At 67.5% G+C, this 18,023-nt stretch carries 15 protein-coding genes; 8 read left to right on the top strand and 7 right to left on the bottom strand.

Annotated elements, in window-relative coordinates; genetic code table 11:
* Positions 1 to 549: 549 nt before the first annotated feature.
* From AC4OR5_RS10750 to AC4OR5_RS10735, 4 genes are all read left to right on the top strand, one after another.
* The gene (locus AC4OR5_RS10750) at positions 550 to 1,926 is read left to right on the top strand and encodes a glutamine synthetase family protein (protein ID WP_003118546.1); all 1,377 of its coding nucleotides are present in this window, start codon (positions 550 to 552) and stop codon (positions 1,924 to 1,926) included.
* A gap of 156 nt (positions 1,927 to 2,082) precedes the next feature.
* Positions 2,083 to 3,453, top strand: a complete 1,371-nt coding sequence (locus AC4OR5_RS10745) for an APC family permease (RefSeq protein ID WP_058160391.1) — start codon at positions 2,083 to 2,085, stop codon at positions 3,451 to 3,453.
* A 487-nt stretch (positions 3,454 to 3,940) separates the two neighbouring features.
* Complete coding sequence (sstT, locus tag AC4OR5_RS10740) at positions 3,941 to 5,170, top strand: serine/threonine transporter SstT (protein WP_003088680.1); 1,230 nt, start codon at positions 3,941 to 3,943, stop codon at positions 5,168 to 5,170.
* A gap of 120 nt (positions 5,171 to 5,290) precedes the next feature.
* Positions 5,291 to 6,193 carry an RluA family pseudouridine synthase gene (locus AC4OR5_RS10735; protein WP_014603788.1) on the top strand — a complete coding sequence of 301 codons (903 nt, stop codon included), beginning with the start codon at positions 5,291 to 5,293 and terminating at the stop codon, positions 6,191 to 6,193.
* Positions 6,194 to 6,350: 157 nt separating this feature from the next.
* On the opposite strand, the gene AC4OR5_RS10730 is transcribed toward AC4OR5_RS10735, so the two are convergent.
* The 4 genes from AC4OR5_RS10730 to cmrA all read right to left on the bottom strand — a co-directional run bounded on the left by AC4OR5_RS10730 (position 6,351) and on the right by cmrA (position 11,094).
* On the bottom strand, positions 6,351 to 8,225 hold the full coding sequence (locus AC4OR5_RS10730) for a DUF3857 domain-containing transglutaminase family protein (protein ID WP_003088690.1): 1,875 nt from the start codon (positions 8,223 to 8,225) through the stop codon (positions 6,351 to 6,353).
* 174 nt (positions 8,226 to 8,399) lie between these two features.
* Positions 8,400 to 8,660, bottom strand: coding sequence for a membrane protein insertion efficiency factor YidD (yidD, locus tag AC4OR5_RS10725; RefSeq protein ID WP_003088692.1), 261 nt, complete (start codon positions 8,658 to 8,660; stop codon positions 8,400 to 8,402).
* 58 nt (positions 8,661 to 8,718) lie between these two features.
* Positions 8,719 to 10,074 carry a hypothetical protein gene (locus AC4OR5_RS10720; protein WP_015503020.1) on the bottom strand — a complete coding sequence of 452 codons (1,356 nt, stop codon included), beginning with the start codon at positions 10,072 to 10,074 and terminating at the stop codon, positions 8,719 to 8,721.
* Positions 10,075 to 10,161: 87 nt separating this feature from the next.
* Positions 10,162 to 11,094 carry an AraC family transcriptional regulator CmrA gene (gene cmrA, locus AC4OR5_RS10715; RefSeq protein WP_003088694.1) on the bottom strand — a complete coding sequence of 311 codons (933 nt, stop codon included), beginning with the start codon at positions 11,092 to 11,094 and terminating at the stop codon, positions 10,162 to 10,164.
* 581 nt (positions 11,095 to 11,675) lie between these two features.
* Here cmrA and AC4OR5_RS10710 point away from each other — a divergent pair.
* Complete coding sequence (locus AC4OR5_RS10710) at positions 11,676 to 11,972, top strand: antibiotic biosynthesis monooxygenase family protein (protein WP_003088696.1); 297 nt, start codon at positions 11,676 to 11,678, stop codon at positions 11,970 to 11,972.
* A gap of 57 nt (positions 11,973 to 12,029) precedes the next feature.
* Here the strand turns inward: AC4OR5_RS10710 and AC4OR5_RS10705 are convergent, their stop codons facing one another.
* Positions 12,030 to 14,024, bottom strand: coding sequence for an alkaline phosphatase D family protein (locus AC4OR5_RS10705; RefSeq protein WP_058160393.1), 1,995 nt, complete (start codon positions 14,022 to 14,024; stop codon positions 12,030 to 12,032).
* Between the two features lie 327 nt (positions 14,025 to 14,351).
* Between AC4OR5_RS10705 and AC4OR5_RS10700 the strand changes: the two genes are divergently transcribed.
* Positions 14,352 to 14,858, top strand: coding sequence for a sigma-70 family RNA polymerase sigma factor (locus AC4OR5_RS10700; RefSeq protein ID WP_003088700.1), 507 nt, complete (start codon positions 14,352 to 14,354; stop codon positions 14,856 to 14,858).
* Complete coding sequence (locus AC4OR5_RS10695; protein WP_058160394.1) at positions 14,855 to 15,808, top strand: FecR family protein; 954 nt, start codon at positions 14,855 to 14,857, stop codon at positions 15,806 to 15,808. Before AC4OR5_RS10700 ends, AC4OR5_RS10695 begins: the two co-directional genes overlap by 4 nt.
* 37 nt (positions 15,809 to 15,845) lie before the next feature.
* On the opposite strand, the gene cynS is transcribed toward AC4OR5_RS10695, so the two are convergent.
* The gene (gene cynS / locus AC4OR5_RS10690) at positions 15,846 to 16,316 is read right to left on the bottom strand and encodes a cyanase (RefSeq protein ID WP_003088707.1); all 471 of its coding nucleotides are present in this window, start codon (positions 16,314 to 16,316) and stop codon (positions 15,846 to 15,848) included.
* 39 nt (positions 16,317 to 16,355) lie between these two features.
* Positions 16,356 to 17,018 carry a carbonic anhydrase CynT gene (cynT, locus tag AC4OR5_RS10685; protein WP_003111901.1) on the bottom strand — a complete coding sequence of 221 codons (663 nt, stop codon included), beginning with the start codon at positions 17,016 to 17,018 and terminating at the stop codon, positions 16,356 to 16,358.
* A 114-nt stretch (positions 17,019 to 17,132) separates the two neighbouring features.
* Here cynT and cynR point away from each other — a divergent pair, with 114 nt between their 5' ends.
* Positions 17,133 to 18,020, top strand: coding sequence for a transcriptional regulator CynR (gene cynR / locus AC4OR5_RS10680; protein ID WP_023084319.1), 888 nt, complete (start codon positions 17,133 to 17,135; stop codon positions 18,018 to 18,020).
* Positions 18,021 to 18,023: the final 3 nt, after the last annotated feature.

The raw sequence follows: 18,023 nt of genomic DNA, 5'->3' as shown, positions 1-18,023 counted from the left end.
GTGAACGTCGGTCCAGCATGCCAGCAGGCGCATCGGGTTGGCTTGAACGATCTTGCTCTTCGTATCCGTTATCCACGCAGGCGAAAGCGGCCGGTGTCCTTCCTTATATAAGGAGGACGGGCAGGACAGGCGGCGGACGAGCGAGGGCCGCTCGAGGGCGCTGCGAAGAATCGAGGGAGAGAAGAACCGGAGCGGAGCTAACGCGGATGCTGACCGATCTTGTGGCCGCGGAACTTGGCGCCGAGGGACGGCTGGTAGGACATGGAACACCCGGTTTATTGCTGTTGTAGGGTTGGCACAGCTTAGCCTTGTTCAATTTTTCGTACAACGGAGCCTGTAAAATATCTGCTGCACCAGGTTGAACACCTTGCCTGGCCTGGCTTTGGCCGCTTTCTTGATGCTCTGGAAGGCCCTGTCTACGGCCATTCCGCCGTCCGCGAGGGCGACGAGAGGGCGACGAGAGGGCTATTGACAACAAATTGGCTTTCCGATTGACTCTGGCTCCAGCCCCCGCATGATTGAAATTTTTAACAAAAAAGGTGTTGCATCATGTCGGTACCCCTGCGTGCCGTTCAGCTCACTGAGCCGAGCCTGTTCCTTCAGGAACATCCCGAGGTCCAGTTCGTCGACCTTCTGATTTCAGACATGAATGGCGTGGTTCGCGGCAAGCGAATCGAACGCAACAGTCTGCCCAAAGTCTTCGAAAAAGGTATCAACCTTCCCGCTTCCCTGTTCGCCCTCGATATCACCGGCTCCACCGTAGAGAGTACCGGCCTGGGTCTCGACATCGGCGACGCCGACCGGATCTGCTACCCGATCCCCGGCACCCTCTCCATGGAACCCTGGCAGAAGCGCCCGACCGCGCAACTGCTGATGACCATGCATGAGCTGGAAGGTGATCCCTTCTTCGCCGACCCCCGCGAAGTCCTGCGCCAGGTGGTGGCTAGGTTCACCGAGATGGAACTGACCATCGTCGCCGCCTTCGAGCTGGAGTTCTACCTGATCGACCAGGAGAACGTGAACGGCCGGCCGCAGCCTCCGCGCTCGCCGATCTCCGGCAAGCGTCCGCAGTCGGTGCAGGTGTACTCCATCGACGACCTCGACGAATACGTCGAGTGCCTCCAGGACATCATCGACGGCGCCCGCGCCCAGGGCATCCCGGCCGACGCCATCGTCGCCGAATCCGCACCGGCGCAGTTCGAGGTCAACCTGCATCACGTCGCCGACCCGATGAAGGCCTGCGACTATGCGGTGCTGCTCAAGCGCCTGATCAAGAACATCGCCTACGACCACGAGATGGACACCACCTTCATGGCCAAGCCCTATCCGGGCCAGGCCGGGAACGGACTGCACGTACACATCTCGCTGCTCGACAAGCACGGCAACAACATCTTCACCAGCGAGGATCCCGAGCAGAACGCCGCATTGCGCCATGCGATCGGCGGCGTGCTCGAGACCCTGCCGGCCTCCATGGCCTTCCTCTGCCCGAACGTCAACTCCTACCGCCGCTTCGGTTCGCAGTTCTACGTGCCGAACGCGCCGAGCTGGGGCCTGGACAACCGCACCGTGGCCCTGCGCGTGCCCACCGGCAGCCCGGACGCGGTACGCCTGGAACATCGCGTCGCCGGCGCCGACGCCAACCCCTACCTGCTGCTGGCCTCGGTGCTTGCCGGGGTGCACCACGGGCTGACCAACAAGGTCGAGCCGGGTGCCCCGATCGAAGGCAACTCCTACGAGCAGTTGGAGCCGAGCCTGCCGAACAACCTGCGCGACGCCCTGCGCGAACTGGACGACAGCGAGATCCTGGCGAAGTACATCGATCCGAAGTACATCGACATCTTCGTCGCCTGCAAGGAAAGCGAGCTGGAGGAGTTCGAGTACTCGATCTCCGACCTCGAGTACAACTGGTACCTGCACACCGTGTGAGCATGGGCGGGCGGCTCCGGTCCGGCGCCGCCCGCCCGTTCTTCCGTCGAGGTTCCCACCCTTGCTGAAGGTAGACGGCGGCAAGCCTGCGGTTTCCGCCCGTCCGCCTTCCTTTGCTGTGCATTAGAAAAAGAAGAAATCGAGGCAAGCATACCCATGTCGAATCCTCCCCCCACCGCAGAACGAACCCAGCTTCGCAAGTCCCTCAAGCTGTGGCAGATCGTCATGATCGGGTTGGCCTACCTGACCCCGATGACCGTCTTCGACACCTTCGGCATCGTTTCCGGGATTTCCCAGGGACACGTGCCCACCGCCTACCTGCTGGCCCTCGCCGGCGTGCTGTTCACCGCGATCAGCTACGGCAAACTGGTCCGCCAGTTCCCCACCGCAGGCTCGGCCTATACCTACGCGCAACGGGCGATCAATCCCCATGTCGGCTTCATGGTCGGCTGGTCGTCGCTGCTGGACTACCTGTTCCTGCCGATGATCAACGCGCTGCTGGCGAAGATCTACCTGACCGCACTGTTCCCCGAGGTCGCGCCATGGGTCTGGGTGGTGATGTTCGTGCTGATCATGACCCTCATCAACATCAAGAGCGTGAACCTGGTCGCCAATTTCAACACCGTCTTCGTGCTGGTCCAGCTGGCGATCATCGTGGTCTTCATCGGCCTGGTGATCCATGGCCTGAACAACGGGGAGGGGACCGCCGCGGTGCTCAGTACCCAGCCGTTCTTCTCCGAGCACGCGCATCTCTCGGCGATGGTGGCGGGGGCGACGATCCTCTGCTTTTCCTTCCTCGGTTTCGACGCGGTGACCACGCTGTCCGAGGAAACCCGCGACGCCGCCAAGGTGATCCCGCGGGCGATCTTCCTCACCGCGCTGTACGGCGGGGTGATCTTCATCACCGTGTCGTATTTCCTGCAGTCCTATTTCCCGACCAACGTACGCTTCAAGGAACCCGACGCGGCGTTGCCGGAAATCGCCCTGTACGTCGGCGGTAAGCTGTTCCAGTCGATCTTCCTCTGCGCCACCTTCATCAATACCCTGGCGTCTGGCCTGGCCTCCCAGGCCAGCGTGTCGCGCCTGCTGTACGTGATGGGGCGGGACAACGTGCTGCCGGAGCGGATCTTCGGCTTCGTCCATCCGAAATGGCGCACGCCGTCGATCAACGTGCTGATCGTGGGCATGGTGGCGCTTTCGGCGATCTCCTTCGACCTGGTGACGGCGACCGCGCTGATCAATTTCGGCGCCCTGGTGGCCTTCACCTTCGTCAATCTCTCGGTGATCGTGCATTTCTATGTGCGCGGCGGGCGCAACCGCAGCCTCAAGGAGCATTTCCACTACCTGGTCCTGCCGCTGCTCGGCGCGGCCATCGTCGCGGTGCTCTGGCTCAACCTGGAAAGCACCTCGCTGGTGATGGGGCTGATCTGGGCCGGGCTGGGCTTCGGCTACCTGTTCTACCTGACCCGCAGCTTCAGCCGTCCGCCGCCGCGCTTCCAGGAGAGCGAACTGAGCCCGACCCAGTGAGGCGAGCGGTGAATGGATTCAGCGAAAAAGTGAAGGAAAAAGTTTGGTAATCTTCACGAAATTTTCACGGTGACGGGTCAATCATGGACCCATGGCTAACGGACTAGCCCCCCATCTGAAGCCCGCCTCACGGCGGGCTTTGGCTATCTGCAGACAGCGAATTCCGCGTTTTCCCTCCTTTTCACAGGGGTTTCCGGCCTCCCGGCTGGCAATGCACCTGCGACGACATGTCCGAATCCAGACAGAATTGGACGCCCCCAAAAAGCGCAGACACGGCTAGAATCCACGCCGTCCCGATCCGGTTCGATGGCCGTGGCGGGGGAGCCCGGTATCCGCTGGTCGGTGTTTCCTGTGGTGCTGCGCGTCCTTCCCTAGACTACCCGGCTCGCTCGAACCATCCCTTCGCGGGGGCGGAACGGCACAGGGTCGTTCGGCATGGAAGCTGCCTGGGCCGGCCTTCGACACACCTATAAGAGTAGAAATCTGCATGACATACCCTGAACGTCCCCTGCTTCATCTGCTGACGCGTACCAGCCTGGTGGGCCAGATCATCGTCGGCCTGATCGCCGGCCTGCTGCTCGCCAGCTTCTTCCCGGCCGCCGCGCTCAAGGTCGGCTTCATCGGCAAGGTCTTCGTTTCCGCGCTGAAGGCCGTCGCGCCGGTACTGGTGTTCGTCCTGGTGATGGCATCCATCGCCAACCACAGGCAAGGCCAGCAGACCCATATCCGGCCGATCCTGCTGCTGTACCTGGTCGGCACCTTCAGCGCCGCGGTGGTGGCGGTGATCGCCAGCTTCGCCTTCCCCTCGAGCCTGGTGCTGGCCAGCCATCCGGGCGAGATGTCGCCTCCGGGCGGCATCGCCGAGGTGCTCCAGTCCCTGCTGCTGAGCGTGGTGGACAACCCGGTCAACGCCCTGATCTCGGCCAACTTCATCGGCATCCTGGCCTGGGCCATCGGCCTCGGCATCGCCTTCCGCCACGCCAGCGATACCACCCGCAACCTGCTCTCCGAGCTGTCCAACGGCGTCTCGCTGATCGTCAAGGTGGTGATCCGCTTCGCCCCGCTGGGCATCTTCGGCCTGGTCGCCTCGACCTTCGCCGAGTCCGGCGTCGAGGCCCTGAAAGGCTACGCCCACCTGCTGGTGGTGCTGCTCGGCTGCATGCTGTTCGTGGCCTTCGTGGTCAACCCGCTGATCGTGTTCCTGAAGATCCGCCGCAATCCCTATCCGCTGGTGCTGACCTGCCTGCGCGAAAGCGGCATGACCGCGTTCTTCACCCGCAGCTCGGCAGCCAATATCCCGGTCAACCTGCAGCTCTGCGAGCGCCTGGGCCTGCACGAAGACACCTATTCGGTATCGATCCCGCTGGGCGCGACCATCAACATGGCCGGCGCAGCGATCACCATCACCGTGCTGACCCTGGCAGCGGTGCATACCCTGGGCATCGCCGTGGACGTACCGACCGCGATCCTGCTCAGCGTGGTGGCGTCGGTCTGCGCCTGCGGCGCATCCGGCGTGGCCGGCGGCTCGCTGCTGTTGATCCCGCTGGCCTGCAGCCTGTTCGGGATTCCCAGCGAGGTGGCGATGCAGGTGGTAGCGGTAGGCTTCATCATCGCGATTCTCCAGGACTCCGCGGAGACGGCGCTGAACTCCTCGACCGACGTGCTGTTCACCGCCGCCGCCTGCCTGGCGGAGGAGCGCAAGGCGAGCGCCGCCTGATTCGATCCCTGGATCACGGAAGAAACCGCCCTCGGGCGGTTTCTTCGTTTCGCTCCGGCGCGCTTTGACCTGTGCGCCGCGCTGCGGCCTAATGTTCGCCCGTCCTTCCCGAGTTGCCGCATGTCGTCTCCTTCCTTGCCCGACGCCAGTCTCCGCGCCAGCACCCTGCATCTGCCGGCCGGCCCCTGGAGCACCGTGCTCGATTGTCTCTGCGCGCGTTTCCCGGCCATCGACCGCGACACCTGGCTGGCGCGCATGCAGCGGGGCCGGGTGCTGGACGCCGAGGGGCGTGCGCTGGGCCCGCAGGCGGCGTATCGCGAAGGCCTGCGTGTGCACTACTTCCGCGAGTTGCCGGCGGAGGCGCCGATCCCTTTCGAGGCGCGCATCCTGTACCGCGACGAGCATCTGCTGGTGGCGGACAAGCCGCACTTCCTGCCGGTGATGCCGGCCGGCGGCTATGTCGAGCAGACGCTCCTGGCGCGGCTGGCCCGCAGCACCGGCAATCGCGACCTGGTGCCGCTGCATCGGATCGACCGGCATACCGCCGGGCTGGTGCTGTTCTCGACCAATCCCGGCAGCCGCGGGCGCTACCAGGCGCTGTTCCGCGAGCGGCGTATCGACAAGTACTACGAAGCGATCGCTCCGGCCTTGCCGCGACTGGACTTCCCGTTGCTGCGCAGGACCCGCCTGGTGCCCGGCGAGCCGTTCTTCCGCATGCGCGAAGGCGAGGGCGAGCCGAACAGCGAGACGCGCATCGAGGTCGCCGAGCGCAACGGCCGCTGGTGGCGCTACCGGCTGTATCCGGTGACCGGCAAGAAGCACCAGCTGCGCGTGCACCTCGCGGCACTCGGCGCGGGTATCCAGAACGACGGGTTCTATCCCGAGCTGCTGGACGCCGAGGACAGCCCCGACGATTACCGGCGGCCGCTCAAGCTGCTGGCCAGGGGGCTGCGCTTCGACGACCCGCTGAGCGGGGAGAGGCGTATGTTCGAATCCGGGCTGCGGCTCGATTGGCAGGTGTAGGCGACAGGCTCGCCAGCGGAATGCTGGCGTACGTCGCCGACCCGGAGCGCATGGCGCGTTTCTATGAGCAGGCGCTCGGCCTGGAGGGCTGCGCGGGCGAGTAGAAGAATCGCCCGCTGTGCGGCTGGACGCGCCCGCCGGAGCGGGCGCGCGTCGCTCAGGGACGCTTGTCCAGCTTGACCACCAGGCGCAGTTGCTCGACGCAACCGCGGCTCTGCTCGATCAGCTTGCCGAACTCGGCGCTGTTGATCTCGTCGTGGTTGAGCCAACTGGTCTTCTGCACTTCCCGGTAGCGATAGTGGTAGCCGCCGTCCTTGGCCGGTTCGGCCTGCAGGTCGATGTCGAACCAGGGGCTGCGGATCTCGCAACTGTGCGCCGGCTCGTCGGTCTTGCCGCCGGACAGGCTGATGTCGTAGGAGGTGATCTGCGGTTCGCCCAGGTACAGCTCGGCCAACTGGCCTTCGCTGCGGTACTTGGCGAACGCGTCCCACTGGCTGGCCAGGTCCTGGCGGTTGTAGAAATACTCTCCGCCGAGCCGGTCGAGGGCGCGGCGGTCGGTAAGCCTGGCACTGATCGTATAGCTGGGCGGCAGCACGAACTGGCTGTCGTCGCGCTCCAGCACGCAGTCGCTGCCTTCCTTGGCGAAGTTGCGGCACAGGTCCTGGTCGGTGCTGGTGCGGCCGCGTTGGCGATCGGCGACGCTGAGCTGCATCAGCGGCGCATTGGAAAGCTCCACGCGCGACTCGACCCGGGCTTCGCCGTCATGGGTGTAATGCTCGCTGCGGGTCACGCGCAGGGTGTCGCCGGGCGCTTCCAGGGGAATCTCGTCGCGCCGCACCTTGCCGTCGGCGCCCAGCACCAGCGCCCAGCGCTGCTGGATGTCGGGCATGGTGCGGCCGGGAGCGAACACCGGGTTGGTCGGGTCCAGCCACCAGGTCTTGCCGTCCACCTCGGCGCGGACGATGGCATGGTTCGGCGCGTACATGCCGGGCACCAGCAGGTCCCAGACCACGTCGCCGCGGCTGACCAGGGTCGGTTCGGCCTTGATCCCGGCGGCCTTGAGCATGGCGGCGAGGAGGATCGCCAGGTCCTTGCAGTCGCCGTAGCCATTGCGCTCGATCTCCGCCAGGGAGAAGGGCACGTAGCCGCGCTCGCTGGCGCGCCAGTCGCCCAGGTAGCGGTAGGTGTCGTTGATGTACTGCATCAGGCCGGCGACCTGCTCGCGGGCCGGCTTGCCCTTCACCGCGGCGACGGCCGCCGCGGCGCCCTTGGGCAGCTCCGCGGCGAGGATCTCGTTGTAGCGCGCGGCGAACGGGCCGAAGTTGTCCTGCAGGTCCAGCGAACTGCCCAGCTCCAGGCGCGGGGTATGGCGCAGGTAGGCGTTGCCGGCTTCGTTGATGTAGTTGGTGTATTGCGGCTTTTTCAGGCTGACCTTGAGGGTCTTCTTGTCGGCGCTCTGTTCGATGCGATAGGCGTCCATCAGCTCGCTGCGCACGAAGATCGGCCGCTCGGCCTTGAACTCGGCGACGAAGCGGTCGTCGCGCACCGGCATCGGCGGGCGGCTGAGGATGTAGTGGAACTGGGTGCTCAGCGGCTTGGCGGTGAAGTGCTCGCGCAGGGTGTAGCTGATGCGGGTGCCGACGCGCAGGTTGGGGAACGCCAGGGAGGTCTGGCGTTCGCGCAGGAAGCCCTGGTCCGGGTTCGGCGCGGTGCGCGTATCGATCTGCGACTGGTCCAGCGGCACCGGCTTGCCGCCGGGCTGGGTCAGCTCGGCCTTCTCCACGATCAGGCTATCGGTCTCCGCGTAGCTGCGATCGATGCGCGAGAGCATCTCGCGGCCGCTCGGCTTGAGGATGGTGAAGCTGTAGGTGCTCACGCAATCGGTGCTGTTGTCGGCGTTGAACTGGCAGCGGAACTCGGTTTCGCCGGCCAGCGGCGCCTCGGCGATCGGTTGCAGCGCGGCGAGGGCCGGGGTGGCGGCGCAGAAGACGCTGGCGGCGAGGAAGGAAGGGGAGAAGGGATGACGGGGCATCGGAGCCTCAGGATGAAACGTTTGAGCGGAACTCCCCGGCGTAGTCGGGCGCAAGGGGGCGCCGGGCGATAGCCGGGGAGATGGACCCTGAATGATAGGTTTTATCAATTCCGCATGTCGACCGGCGGGTCCGGTTATGTGCGGGATGTCGCCGTTGCGATCTTTTCGCCGGCTTCATTCGCCGGGCTTCGCCGTTCTGTGGCAGGCGCACGCCTGTTCCTGGCGCTCCGGAACCGGGTCGTAGCCGCCCGGGTGCCAGGGGTGGCAGCGCAGCAGCCGGCGCGCGCCGAGGTAGCCGCCTCGCAGCGCGCCATGTACGCGGATGGCTTCCAGGGTGTAGTGCGAGCAACTGGGGTAGAAGCGGCAGCGGGGACCGATCAGCGGGCTGATTGCGTACTGGTAGAAGCGGATCAGCCCGATCAGCAGGAACTTCATGGCGAGCCCTCGGCGGGGTTGCGGCGGCGAGCGGGCATTGTAGCGCCGTTGTCGGTCCTCAAGGAGCATTCTCCGCTGCGCAATAAAGGGTCCGCCCGTCGACGAGGCTGCGAGCAGTCGCCAGGCGGCCGCGCAGGCCGGGTTCTTCCGGCGCCAGCGTGCCCTCGCGCCAAGCGCCTCCGCGCAATGGAATCAGTGCCGAACGGCCGTAGCCCGGGCAGTACGCCTCGGCGTCGCCCTCCAGGTAGTCGACGCCGTCCAGGGTCAGCTCGCCGACATTCCAGCGCGCGCCGAGGTAGGCCTGGCGGAACGGCCCGTCGGCAAGAACGTAAAAGCCCCCGCGCACCTTGCTGGCCGCCGTGGTGAAGCCGATGGTGCGGCGCGGTTGCGGGATCACCAGCAGCGGTCGCCGTGGGTCGGCGAAGGCCTCCTGCAACTCGACCAGGCGCTGGCGGGTGGCGCCCATCTCACGCCGGTAGCGCTCGCCGCGCGCCCGCGCGTCGTCGGGAAGTTCGCTCCAGGCCGGAGGCTGGTCGCGCAGCAGGTAGTCCAGCGGCCAGGTGCCGGCTATCGCGGCCTCCTTCCAGTCCGCGTCGTCGTCGCGCAGGTCCAGCAGCACTCCGGCCAGCGCGCCGATCTCGTAGGCTTCGCTGTCGACGCCGACGCCGATCTCGTTGGCATCGTAGAAGGCCAGCGCGTACTCCCGCAGCGCCTGCCGATAGCGTTGCGGATCCTCGGCGAAATCGGTGCGGTAGCGCGCGGCGGCGGCCATCTCGATGTAGCGCGCGGTGCCTTCGCTGAGATCGACCTGCGCCGCCAGCCGGCTTTCCTCGGGAGCAGCTTCGCGCCAGCGGCGCAGCCAGCCCTGGGCGTCGCTCAGGTAGCTGTCGCGCTGCCCGGGCGTGCGCAGGGCCTGGAGCAGCGACTGGAACAGGGCATAGCGGTATTCCCGCGGGCGCGGGTCGAGCGTGGCCAGGTCGCCGCGATAGCCACCGGGCTTGCGCAGGCCCGGCCAGTCTTCCTGGGCGTAGCGATGGAAGGCTTCGTGCGGGCCGATGGCGGCCAGCGTCTCGCTATTGCCGGTATTGCTCCGCAGGTGCGCGGCGCTGATCTGCAGCAGCACCGCCGGACGGCCCCGGTAACGCGGAAAGGCATAGCTCAGGTCGAGATCCGGGTCGCTGTCGCCCGCCGCCGTGGTGCGCTGCGCGCGGCCTTCGGCATCGGCGACCCAGGTACTGCGGCCATCGCTGTAGAGGAAGGCCTTGTCGGCCATCCGCCAGCCGGGCCAAAGTCGTTCGCTGTGCTGGCCGACGGCATGGGCATAGGCCAGGTAGCGGCGGGCGAACGACTCGCTGTCCGTCGCCGCGGCGGGAAGGGACAGGGCAAGCAGGAGCAGGGGCAGGGCTCGGGTCATGGCGGGTACGGTTGCGCAAGGTCGGTCGGGGCGACGAAGGTATCCCGCCGCTTCCCGATTGACCGTCGCGGCCGCTGCCGCGTTCCCCTAGGCGGTGTTGCGCGCCCGCGCCAGGTCGCGCAGCGGCGGGGCGCCGAACAGCCGGCTGTACTCGCGGCTGAACTGCGACGGGCTTTCGTAGCCGACCCGGTAGCCGGCGGCGGCCACTTCCAGGCCCTCGCTGAAGATCAGCCGGCGTGCTTCCTGCAAGCGCAACTGCTTCTGGTACTGCAACGGGCTCATCGCGGTCACGGCCTTGAAGCGGTGGTGCAGGGTCGAGGGGCTGAGGTTGACCACCTGGGCCAGTTGCTCGATGCGCAGCGGCTTCCCGTAGTTCTGGTTGATCCAGTCGATGGCGCGGGTGATGCGGTGGGCCTGGCTGTCGGCGATGGCGATCTCGTGCAGGCGCTGGCCCTGGCCGCTGCGCAGCAGCCGGTAGAAAATCTCGCGGAGGATCAGCGGCGCCAGCATCGGGATGTCGCGCGGGCTGTCCAGCAGATGGATCAGGCGCAGCACCGCATCCAGCAGGCTGGCGTCGATACGGTCGACGTAGAGGCCGCGGTCGCCGCGCCGGCTGGCCACTTCCATGGGCCCGGCGTCGGAGATCAACTGGGTGATTTCCGCCGGGTCGATATCCAGCCGGACGCAGAGGTAGGGCGCGTCCGGCGAGGCGTCGATCACCTGGCCGGCCAGCGGCAGGGTGACCGAGACCACCAGGTAGTGCAACGGATCGTAGATATAGCGTTCCTCGGCCAACTGCACCTCCTTGCGGCCCTGGGCGATGATGCACAGGGCAGGTTTGTGCATGCCGCGCGCCGGCAGGGTGGGGCCGTCGGCGCGGATCAGGGCGAGGGGTTCGACGGCGGTGCCGTAGATACCGTCGCGGGGGCAATGCCTGAGCAGCGACTGCGCCAGTTCGCTCTGGCGCTGGCGCAATTCGGCGGGGAGATCGACGGAAAGAAGCGGGGTGTTTTCGCTCATGCGGGGACTCGCGGGGGAAACCTTCCCAAGACTAGCGCGCGTCGCGGCGACAGGCATCCATCGCGCTGCGCGATGGCAGGATCAGGCAAGCATTCGCCAGGAACAGGCAAGCCAGCTCGTTTCACCGGGCGCAAGCGGATGAGAAAAAACCGGAACGCGGCAGTTTCAGGCAAGAACCCGACAGTATCCGTCTACCGATTCCCCGCGCCGTCCCCCTAATCTGGCTGGCATGGCGGAATCTCCGTCATGCCGATGGGAAATACCTGCAGGGGGACACACCTATGTCAAATCAACAGGCCAGACTGTCATCGGGCGGCGTGCCGCCGGAGCGCGCGCCGGGCGCCTCCCGTTCGCGGTCGCGCGACGGCGCTCTGGTCCCCGACACGCCTTCCCGTTCGCCTGCCGGCCCCGCCGCGGGCGGCACGCTGGCGCGGACCCATCCCGGCAACTGGTAATCGGAGGCAGGGCACATGCGTCACCCTTACACCCCACAGCGGCCGGCCGGCGTCTCGGCGCCGCCGGCCCTTCCACTCCTGGTGCCGCTTGCGCAGCGGCGAATCCATGTCGAGGAGGCAGAGAGCATGCCAGCGTTCAATCGGGCCAGTCACCTGGTCAGCATTCGCGCCCGCAGCGGCCAGTCGCACCGCCTCGGCCTGCGCCTGCAAGAGCTGGCGCAGGCGGGCCAGGCCGCGCCCGGTTGCCTGCGCTACGAACTGCGCCAGGCGGACGGGGACGCCGACCTGTGGCTGTTGCACAGCGAGTGGAGCGATGAAGCTGCCATGCAGGCGTACCTGTCCGGCGACGCCCAGCGGGTCTTCGCCGAGGTGCTCTGGCAAGCGCTGGCGGCGACCCTGGACGTGCAGGAGCGGCCGTTCTGAAACCGGGCGGGCGGATGACGCGGCGCGGCGTCCGCCCGTCCCCCTTGTTCTGGCGTCTCAGCGACCCGGCGCGACCGGCGACTGGTCCGCTCGTTCGTCTTCGACGTCGCGATGTCGCTCGAAGGCGGTCGCCGGCGAGCCATCGGCATTGACCTGCAACACCGCGCGCGGACGGCCGTCCTCGCCAATGAATACCTGGCCGATCCCGGCGCTGTTCCACAGGCGCTCGCCGGCCTGGCTGTGCTGCGGAACGCGCGGGCGGATTTCCAGGCTGCGCCGCTGGGTCAGCCAGTTCAGCGGCGACCAGGGCGCATAGAGCCAGCGGTTGAGGCGGTCGAACCAGTCCAGCAGGCGTCGCGGGAATTCGTTCTTGATCCCGCTGCTGGTGATCTGCCAGAGCCGGGGCCCGCGCTCGCGGTGGCGAATCCGGATGTCGTAGACGAAGGAGTAATGCACGTCGCCGGAAAGGATCAGGTAGTTACCCGGCGTGCGCGAGTGGCGGAAGATGTTCATCATCACCGAGGCCGCGCCGCGATGGGCCATCCAGTTTTCCGCATCGACCAGCAGCGGCTGGCCGATCCAGCTGAAGAGCTTCTGCACGCCCTCGATCAGCTTGACCCCGAACATCGGCGCCGGCGACACGATGATCGCCGCCTTTTCGCCGAGCAGGTCCTGCTGGAGTTCACTCAGCGCCTCCCAGTCCATCAGCCCGGAGGGCCGGCCCAGGTTGCGCTCGCTGCGCCAGCGGCGGGTGCGCGTGTCGAGGACGATCAGGGTCGGGCTGCCAGGCAACCGGTAGTGCCAGTGCTGGAAGTCGAGCAGGGCATCGAGCAGGCGGTCCTGCTCGGCGCAGGGCAGCCGGCCGTCTGCCGCGGCACCCTCCATCAGGGCCGCGACCGGCGCCAGCCATTCGCCGCAATGCTGCGGGTCGTTGCCCCAGCCCTGGCAGAGCAGGTAGGCGAGCAGGGCGTTGCCGATGATCCGCCGGGAGAACGGATGGCCGTAGGCGGTCAGCTCCCAGCGCGCGGAAAGGTTCCAGTCGTCGGTGATGTCGTGGTCGTCGAAGATCATCAGCGACGAGATATGCGCCAGTGCCCGCGCCACGCCGGGCAGGCCATCGCGGAAGGCTTCGATGTGCCGGCGCTCGTCGGCGAAGCGCTGCGCGTGCCGCGCATCCAGCCCCGGCGGCGGTTCCAGCCTGACCAGGCGCCAGGGCGCCGGCGACCAGACCAGCAGGTACATCGCCAGCACCTCGGCCAGGCCGACCAGATGGTTGTGGGCGTTGGCCGAGGTGAAGATCGGCTTCTTCACCCCGCCGAAGAAGCGCTCGCGCAGGGCTTCGTTGGACTTGAAGGCGGGCAGCAGGTCCTCGCGCCGGTAGTAGGTGGCCGGGTGTGCGTAGAGCGCCTCGCTGTCGTCCACCAGCGCGCCTTCCAGGTGTTCGCCGTACAGGCCGAGGCGGCGGATCAGCCCATGGATGGCCACCAGCATCGGCCCGGCGACGTCGTCGGCGTAGACCTGGTCGCCGCTCATCATCAGCAACGCCGGGCGGCTTTCGGCCTGCAGCAGGTTTTCCTCCAGCAGCCGGTCGACCTGCAGCAGGCCATCGGCCGCCGGGTGATGCGGCTTGCGGCAGGAGCCGTGGAGCAACTGGTCGAGACGTGGCTTGAGCACCAGGCTGGCGCGCTGGCGACCGGGGTAGAGCAGATGCGGCGCCCATTCGGCGATTCCCGCGGGCTCCCGGCCGTCGGCGGCCAGGCGCAGGTCGTAGTCGACCAGGCGGGCGCAGGGCAACGGCGGGTCGAGCGCGACATCCAGCAGATGCAGCCAGGCATGGGTGCCGATGCGGATGGCCGAGTGGGTTCCTTCCGCGAGGCGGATCCGACGCTCTGCCTCGCCTTCGCTGGCGAGGACCAGCTCGATGGCCGTCGGGCATGACGTGGCCAGCCAGAACACCAGGCGCTCGGGCTCTGCGCGGCGCAGCAGGGGGCCGGCCAGGACCAGGGGCAGGGCTTCGTCAGGCGGGATGTCGTTGGGGAGCGAGGCGGACATTGGTACGGGCGTTGTCGACGCGGCGAAACAAGCTGACGAGTATGCCGCTTTCCGCGGATCGCGGCGTTGCCATTTCGTAAGGAATGACGACAGTCGTCGCGGGATGGCGATCTTCTAATGCCAAAAAGTTAAGTACACCTTAATTAATATTCTTTTTTGCGTTCGGGCTTCTGCGGCATATTGCCTTCCGCGCAGGCCCGGCGGCCTGCCATCGCTGTTTGCGGGAGGGACACGTGCAATCCGACGTCGGCGCCGCCTCCCGCCGATCAAGGTTTCGCCTGCCACCCCGACGCCCGGTGGCGCAGGCCCGTAGCACGAGAGTGCGGAATGGGCATGGATCAGACACGCAATCGCCTCGTCGGCCTGATGTTCCAGAACGACTATTCCTGGCTGAGCGGGCGCCTGCGGCGCTACCTCGGCTGCCCCCACAGCGCCGAGGACATCGCCTCGGAAACCTTCCTCAAGGTCCTCGCCCTGCCGGACCCGGCAAGCATCCGCGAGCCGCGCGCGCTGCTCACCACCATCGCCCGCCGGTTGATGTACGACGGCTGGCGGCGCCAGGACCTGGAACGCGCCTACCTGGAAAGCCTGGCCGGGCTTCCGGAGGCCCTCGCGCCGTCCGCCGAGGAGCAGGCCCAGGTGGTGGAAACCCTGCTGCGCCTGGAGCGCATGCTCGCCGGGCTGTCGCCGAAGGCCCGCGCCGCCTTCATCCATAGCCAGATCGGCGGACTGACCTACGTGGAGATCGCCGGCTTGCTGGAGGTTTCCGTCAGCCGCATCCACCAGTACATGGTCGAGGGCTTCAAGCAGTGCTACCAGGTGCTTGCCGAATGAGCCAGGGAAGGCGCGAACGCATCCTCGACGAAGCGGCGCAGTGGATGGCGCTGCTGCAATCCGGCCATGCCGGCGCCGAGGAGCGCCTGGCGTTCCAGCAGTGGCGCCAGGCCGACGCCGAGCACGGTGCGGTGTTCGACCGGCTCAGCCTGGGCTTGCAGTCGTTTCGCGACGAGCCCTTGCACGGCTTGCGCGCCGAGCAATTGATCGGCGCGCTCGAGGCGCCGTCCGCCCGTCGCCGGTTTCTCCAGCGCAGCCTCGCCCTGGCGGCGTTCGGCGTGGCGACGCTGGCGCTGGGGCGGATCGGCATCGTCGGCTTCCCCTGGCCCGGCGACCTGTATACCGGCACCGGACAACGCCAGAGTTTCCGCCTGGAGGATGGCAGCCAACTGGTGCTGGACGCGCGCAGCCGGGTACGCCCCGAATTCGATGGCTACCGGCGTCGCCTGCGCTTACGCGAGGGGCGCCTGCTGGTTGACGTGGCACGGGATCCGGCGCGGCCGTTCGTCGTCGACACCGGGCGCGGCCAGGTCGAGGCGCAGGGAACCCGCTTCCAGGTCAGCGATGACGGCGCCAGCTCGCGAGTGGTGGTGCTCGAGTCGCGGGTGCGGATCACCACGGCCGACGGACGGCAATGCCTGCTGGATCGCGGCCAGAGCGCGCGTTTCGACGCCTCGGCGATTCTCGCCCGAGGTCCTGCCGAAGGCGGCGAGAGCGCCTGGCTGGATGGCCGGCTGGAGGTCCGCGACCGCCCGCTGGGGGAGGTGCTGGAAGCGTTGCGCGCCTATCGCCGCGGCATCATCAGCGTCGCCGACGACGCGGCGGCGCTGCGCGTCAGTGGCATCTACCCGCTGGACGACAGCGGCGTGGCGCTGGCATTGCTGGAGCAGAGCCTGCCGATCCGGCTCGACTACCACGGGCCCTACTGGGTCAGCATCGCCAGCCGCTGAGGCGCGCGCCCGGCGGCGAGCCGGGCGGCGCGACGCTTCAGAACGGCTTGGTCGGCAGGTACTTGCCGTCGAGGGTGATCACCGCCCGCGAGCCGCCTTCCGGGTCCTCGACCTTCTTGATGTCCAGCTTGAAGTTGATCGCGCTGATGATGCCGTCGCCGAACTGTTCGTGGACCAGCGCCTTCAGGGTGCTGCCGTAGACTTGCAGCATCTCGTAGAAGCGATAGATGGTCGGGTCGCTGGGAATGCCGCCGGGAATGCTGCCGCGCAGCGGGATGCTTTGCAGCAGGAGCACCGCGTCGTCGTCCAGGCCGAGTTGGGCGGCGACCTTGCGCGCCGCCGCCTCTGGCAGGGCATGCTGGCCGAGCAGGGCGGCGGTGACGAAGGTCAGGGCGAGACCGGTGCCGTCGGCCAGATCCTGCCAGGACAGGCCCAGGCGGGCCTTGTTCAGGACCACGGTCTCGGCCAGTTGCTGGCGCGCGTTGGGGGACACTTGGCTGTGTTGCATGGGATGACTCTCCTTGCGGGTGGTTGTGAGGGAAGGGATTCAGGCGACCGCCTGCCCGGGTGCGCCGCCTACCGCGCGCACTTCGGGATGCTCGGCGAGGGAGACGAAGCGCCGGCTGGCGCCGTCGAGGGCGTCGATGCGGCCGCTTTCGATGTCGTAGACCCAGCCGTGCAGGTTCAGCCGACCCTGTTCCAGGGCGCGGGCGACGCAGGGGTGGGTGCGCAGGTTGGCCAGTTGGGCGATCACGTTGTGCCGCACCAGGGCGTCCAGCCGCGCCGCCTCGGAGGCGTGTTCGTGGGCGCTGTTCATCGCCCGTGCGGCCTCGGCGTGGTGCAACCAGCCGGCCACCGCCGGCAACTGGTCGAGACAGGCGCAGGACGCGATGGCGCCCATCGCGCCGCAGTCCGAGTGGCCGCAGACCACGATGTCGCCGACCCCGAGCACCGCCACCGCGTATTCCACCGAGGCGCTGACCCCGCCGGGCTGCGGCCCGTAGCCGGGGACGATGTTGCCGGCATTACGGATCACGAAGAGTTCGCCGGGCTCGCGCTGGGTCAGCAGCTCGGGGACCACCCGGCTGTCCGAGCAGGCGATGAACAGCGCCTTGGGGGCTTGCCGGGTGGCCAGGGACTTGAACAGTTGCGAGCGCGCCGGGTAGGCGTCGCGCTGGAAGCGGAGAAAGCCGTCGATGATGTCACGCATGGCGCTGGGCTCCTGGCCGTCGAATGGTGGGGCCAGGATGCGCGGATTGAGCCATAGGGTCCAAGACCGGTTTATTATTCCAATCATTGGTCTGGCCTATAGTTGGATGTTTCCATGCTGCTTCGCCACCTGCGCTACCTGCTCGCTGTCGTCGAGCATCGCAACTTCACCCGCGCCGCCGAGGCGCTGCACGTTTCGCAACCGACCCTGTCGCAGCAGGTGCGGCAACTGGAAGAGCAACTGCGCGTGCAATTGCTCGACCGCTCCGGCAGGAGCGTGCGTCCCACCGATGCCGGCGAGCTGTACCTGCTTCATGCGCGGCGTGCCTTGCGCGAGCTGGAAGCGGCGCAGCGGGCGATCCACGAGGTGCGCGACCTCAGTCGCGGCCGCCTGCGCCTGGGCATGACGCCGACCTTCACCTGCTATCTGGTGGGCGCCCTGGTGGATCCGTTCAATCAGCGCTATCCGGGCATCGAGTTGAGCCTCGAGGAGTTGCCCCAGGACGCCCTGGAGGCGGCGCTGATCGACGATCGCCTGGACCTTGGCGTGGCCTTCAGCGAGCCGGGTTCAGTGGAGATCGACAGCCAGCCGCTCTACCTGGAGCGCCTGGGCCTGGTGCTGGGGGCGGAACACCCGGCGGCGGACGCGCCGCTGGCCGCCGCAGCGCTGGCGGAGTTGCCGTTGGCGTTGTTGCGCGACGACTTCGCCACGCGCCGGCACATCGACGCTTACCTGCGCCAGCAAGGGGTGACGGCGCGGGTGGCGCTGGAGGCGAACTCGATCAGCGCCATCGTCGACGTGGTTCGCCGCGGACGGCTGGCCAGCATCCTGCCGGAGGCGGTGGCGCGCCAGCAGGCCGGGTTGCGCTGCGTGGCGCTGCGGCCGGCGCTGCCGACCCGCCAGGTAGCGCTGTTCTGGCGCCAGGGCAGCCACCCCGGTGCCGCGCGCCTGGCCTTCCAGGCCCTGGCGCTGGAGCTCGGCGCCGAGCTGGGCGACGCCTGAGCG

This window comes from Pseudomonas sp. YA1 (assembly GCF_058680555.1).
The sequence above is the reverse complement of the archived record's forward strand: the minus strand, read 5'-3'. Positions and strand labels throughout refer to the sequence as shown.

Bases quoted from the DNA above. Each gene is read 5' to 3' on its own strand.
- AC4OR5_RS10750 (WP_003118546.1), top strand. From the start codon at position 550: ATGTCGGTACCCCTGCGTGCCGTTCAGCTCACTGAGCCGAGCCTGTTC.
- AC4OR5_RS10745 (WP_058160391.1), top strand. From the start codon at position 2,083: ATGTCGAATCCTCCCCCCACCGCAGAACGAACCCAGCTTCGCAAGTCC.
- sstT (WP_003088680.1), top strand. From the start codon at position 3,941: ATGACATACCCTGAACGTCCCCTGCTTCATCTGCTGACGCGTACCAGC.
- AC4OR5_RS10735 (WP_014603788.1), top strand. From the start codon at position 5,291: ATGTCGTCTCCTTCCTTGCCCGACGCCAGTCTCCGCGCCAGCACCCTG.
- AC4OR5_RS10730 (WP_003088690.1), bottom strand. From the start codon at position 8,225: ATGCCCCGTCATCCCTTCTCCCCTTCCTTCCTCGCCGCCAGCGTCTTC.
- yidD (WP_003088692.1), bottom strand. From the start codon at position 8,660: ATGAAGTTCCTGCTGATCGGGCTGATCCGCTTCTACCAGTACGCAATC.
- AC4OR5_RS10720 (WP_015503020.1), bottom strand. From the start codon at position 10,074: ATGACCCGAGCCCTGCCCCTGCTCCTGCTTGCCCTGTCCCTTCCCGCC.
- cmrA (WP_003088694.1), bottom strand. From the start codon at position 11,094: ATGAGCGAAAACACCCCGCTTCTTTCCGTCGATCTCCCCGCCGAATTG.
- AC4OR5_RS10710 (WP_003088696.1), top strand. From the start codon at position 11,676: ATGCCAGCGTTCAATCGGGCCAGTCACCTGGTCAGCATTCGCGCCCGC.
- AC4OR5_RS10705 (WP_058160393.1), bottom strand. From the start codon at position 14,024: ATGTCCGCCTCGCTCCCCAACGACATCCCGCCTGACGAAGCCCTGCCC.
- AC4OR5_RS10700 (WP_003088700.1), top strand. From the start codon at position 14,352: ATGGGCATGGATCAGACACGCAATCGCCTCGTCGGCCTGATGTTCCAG.
- AC4OR5_RS10695 (WP_058160394.1), top strand. From the start codon at position 14,855: ATGAGCCAGGGAAGGCGCGAACGCATCCTCGACGAAGCGGCGCAGTGG.
- cynS (WP_003088707.1), bottom strand. From the start codon at position 16,316: ATGCAACACAGCCAAGTGTCCCCCAACGCGCGCCAGCAACTGGCCGAG.
- cynT (WP_003111901.1), bottom strand. From the start codon at position 17,018: ATGCGTGACATCATCGACGGCTTTCTCCGCTTCCAGCGCGACGCCTAC.
- cynR (WP_023084319.1), top strand. From the start codon at position 17,133: ATGCTGCTTCGCCACCTGCGCTACCTGCTCGCTGTCGTCGAGCATCGC.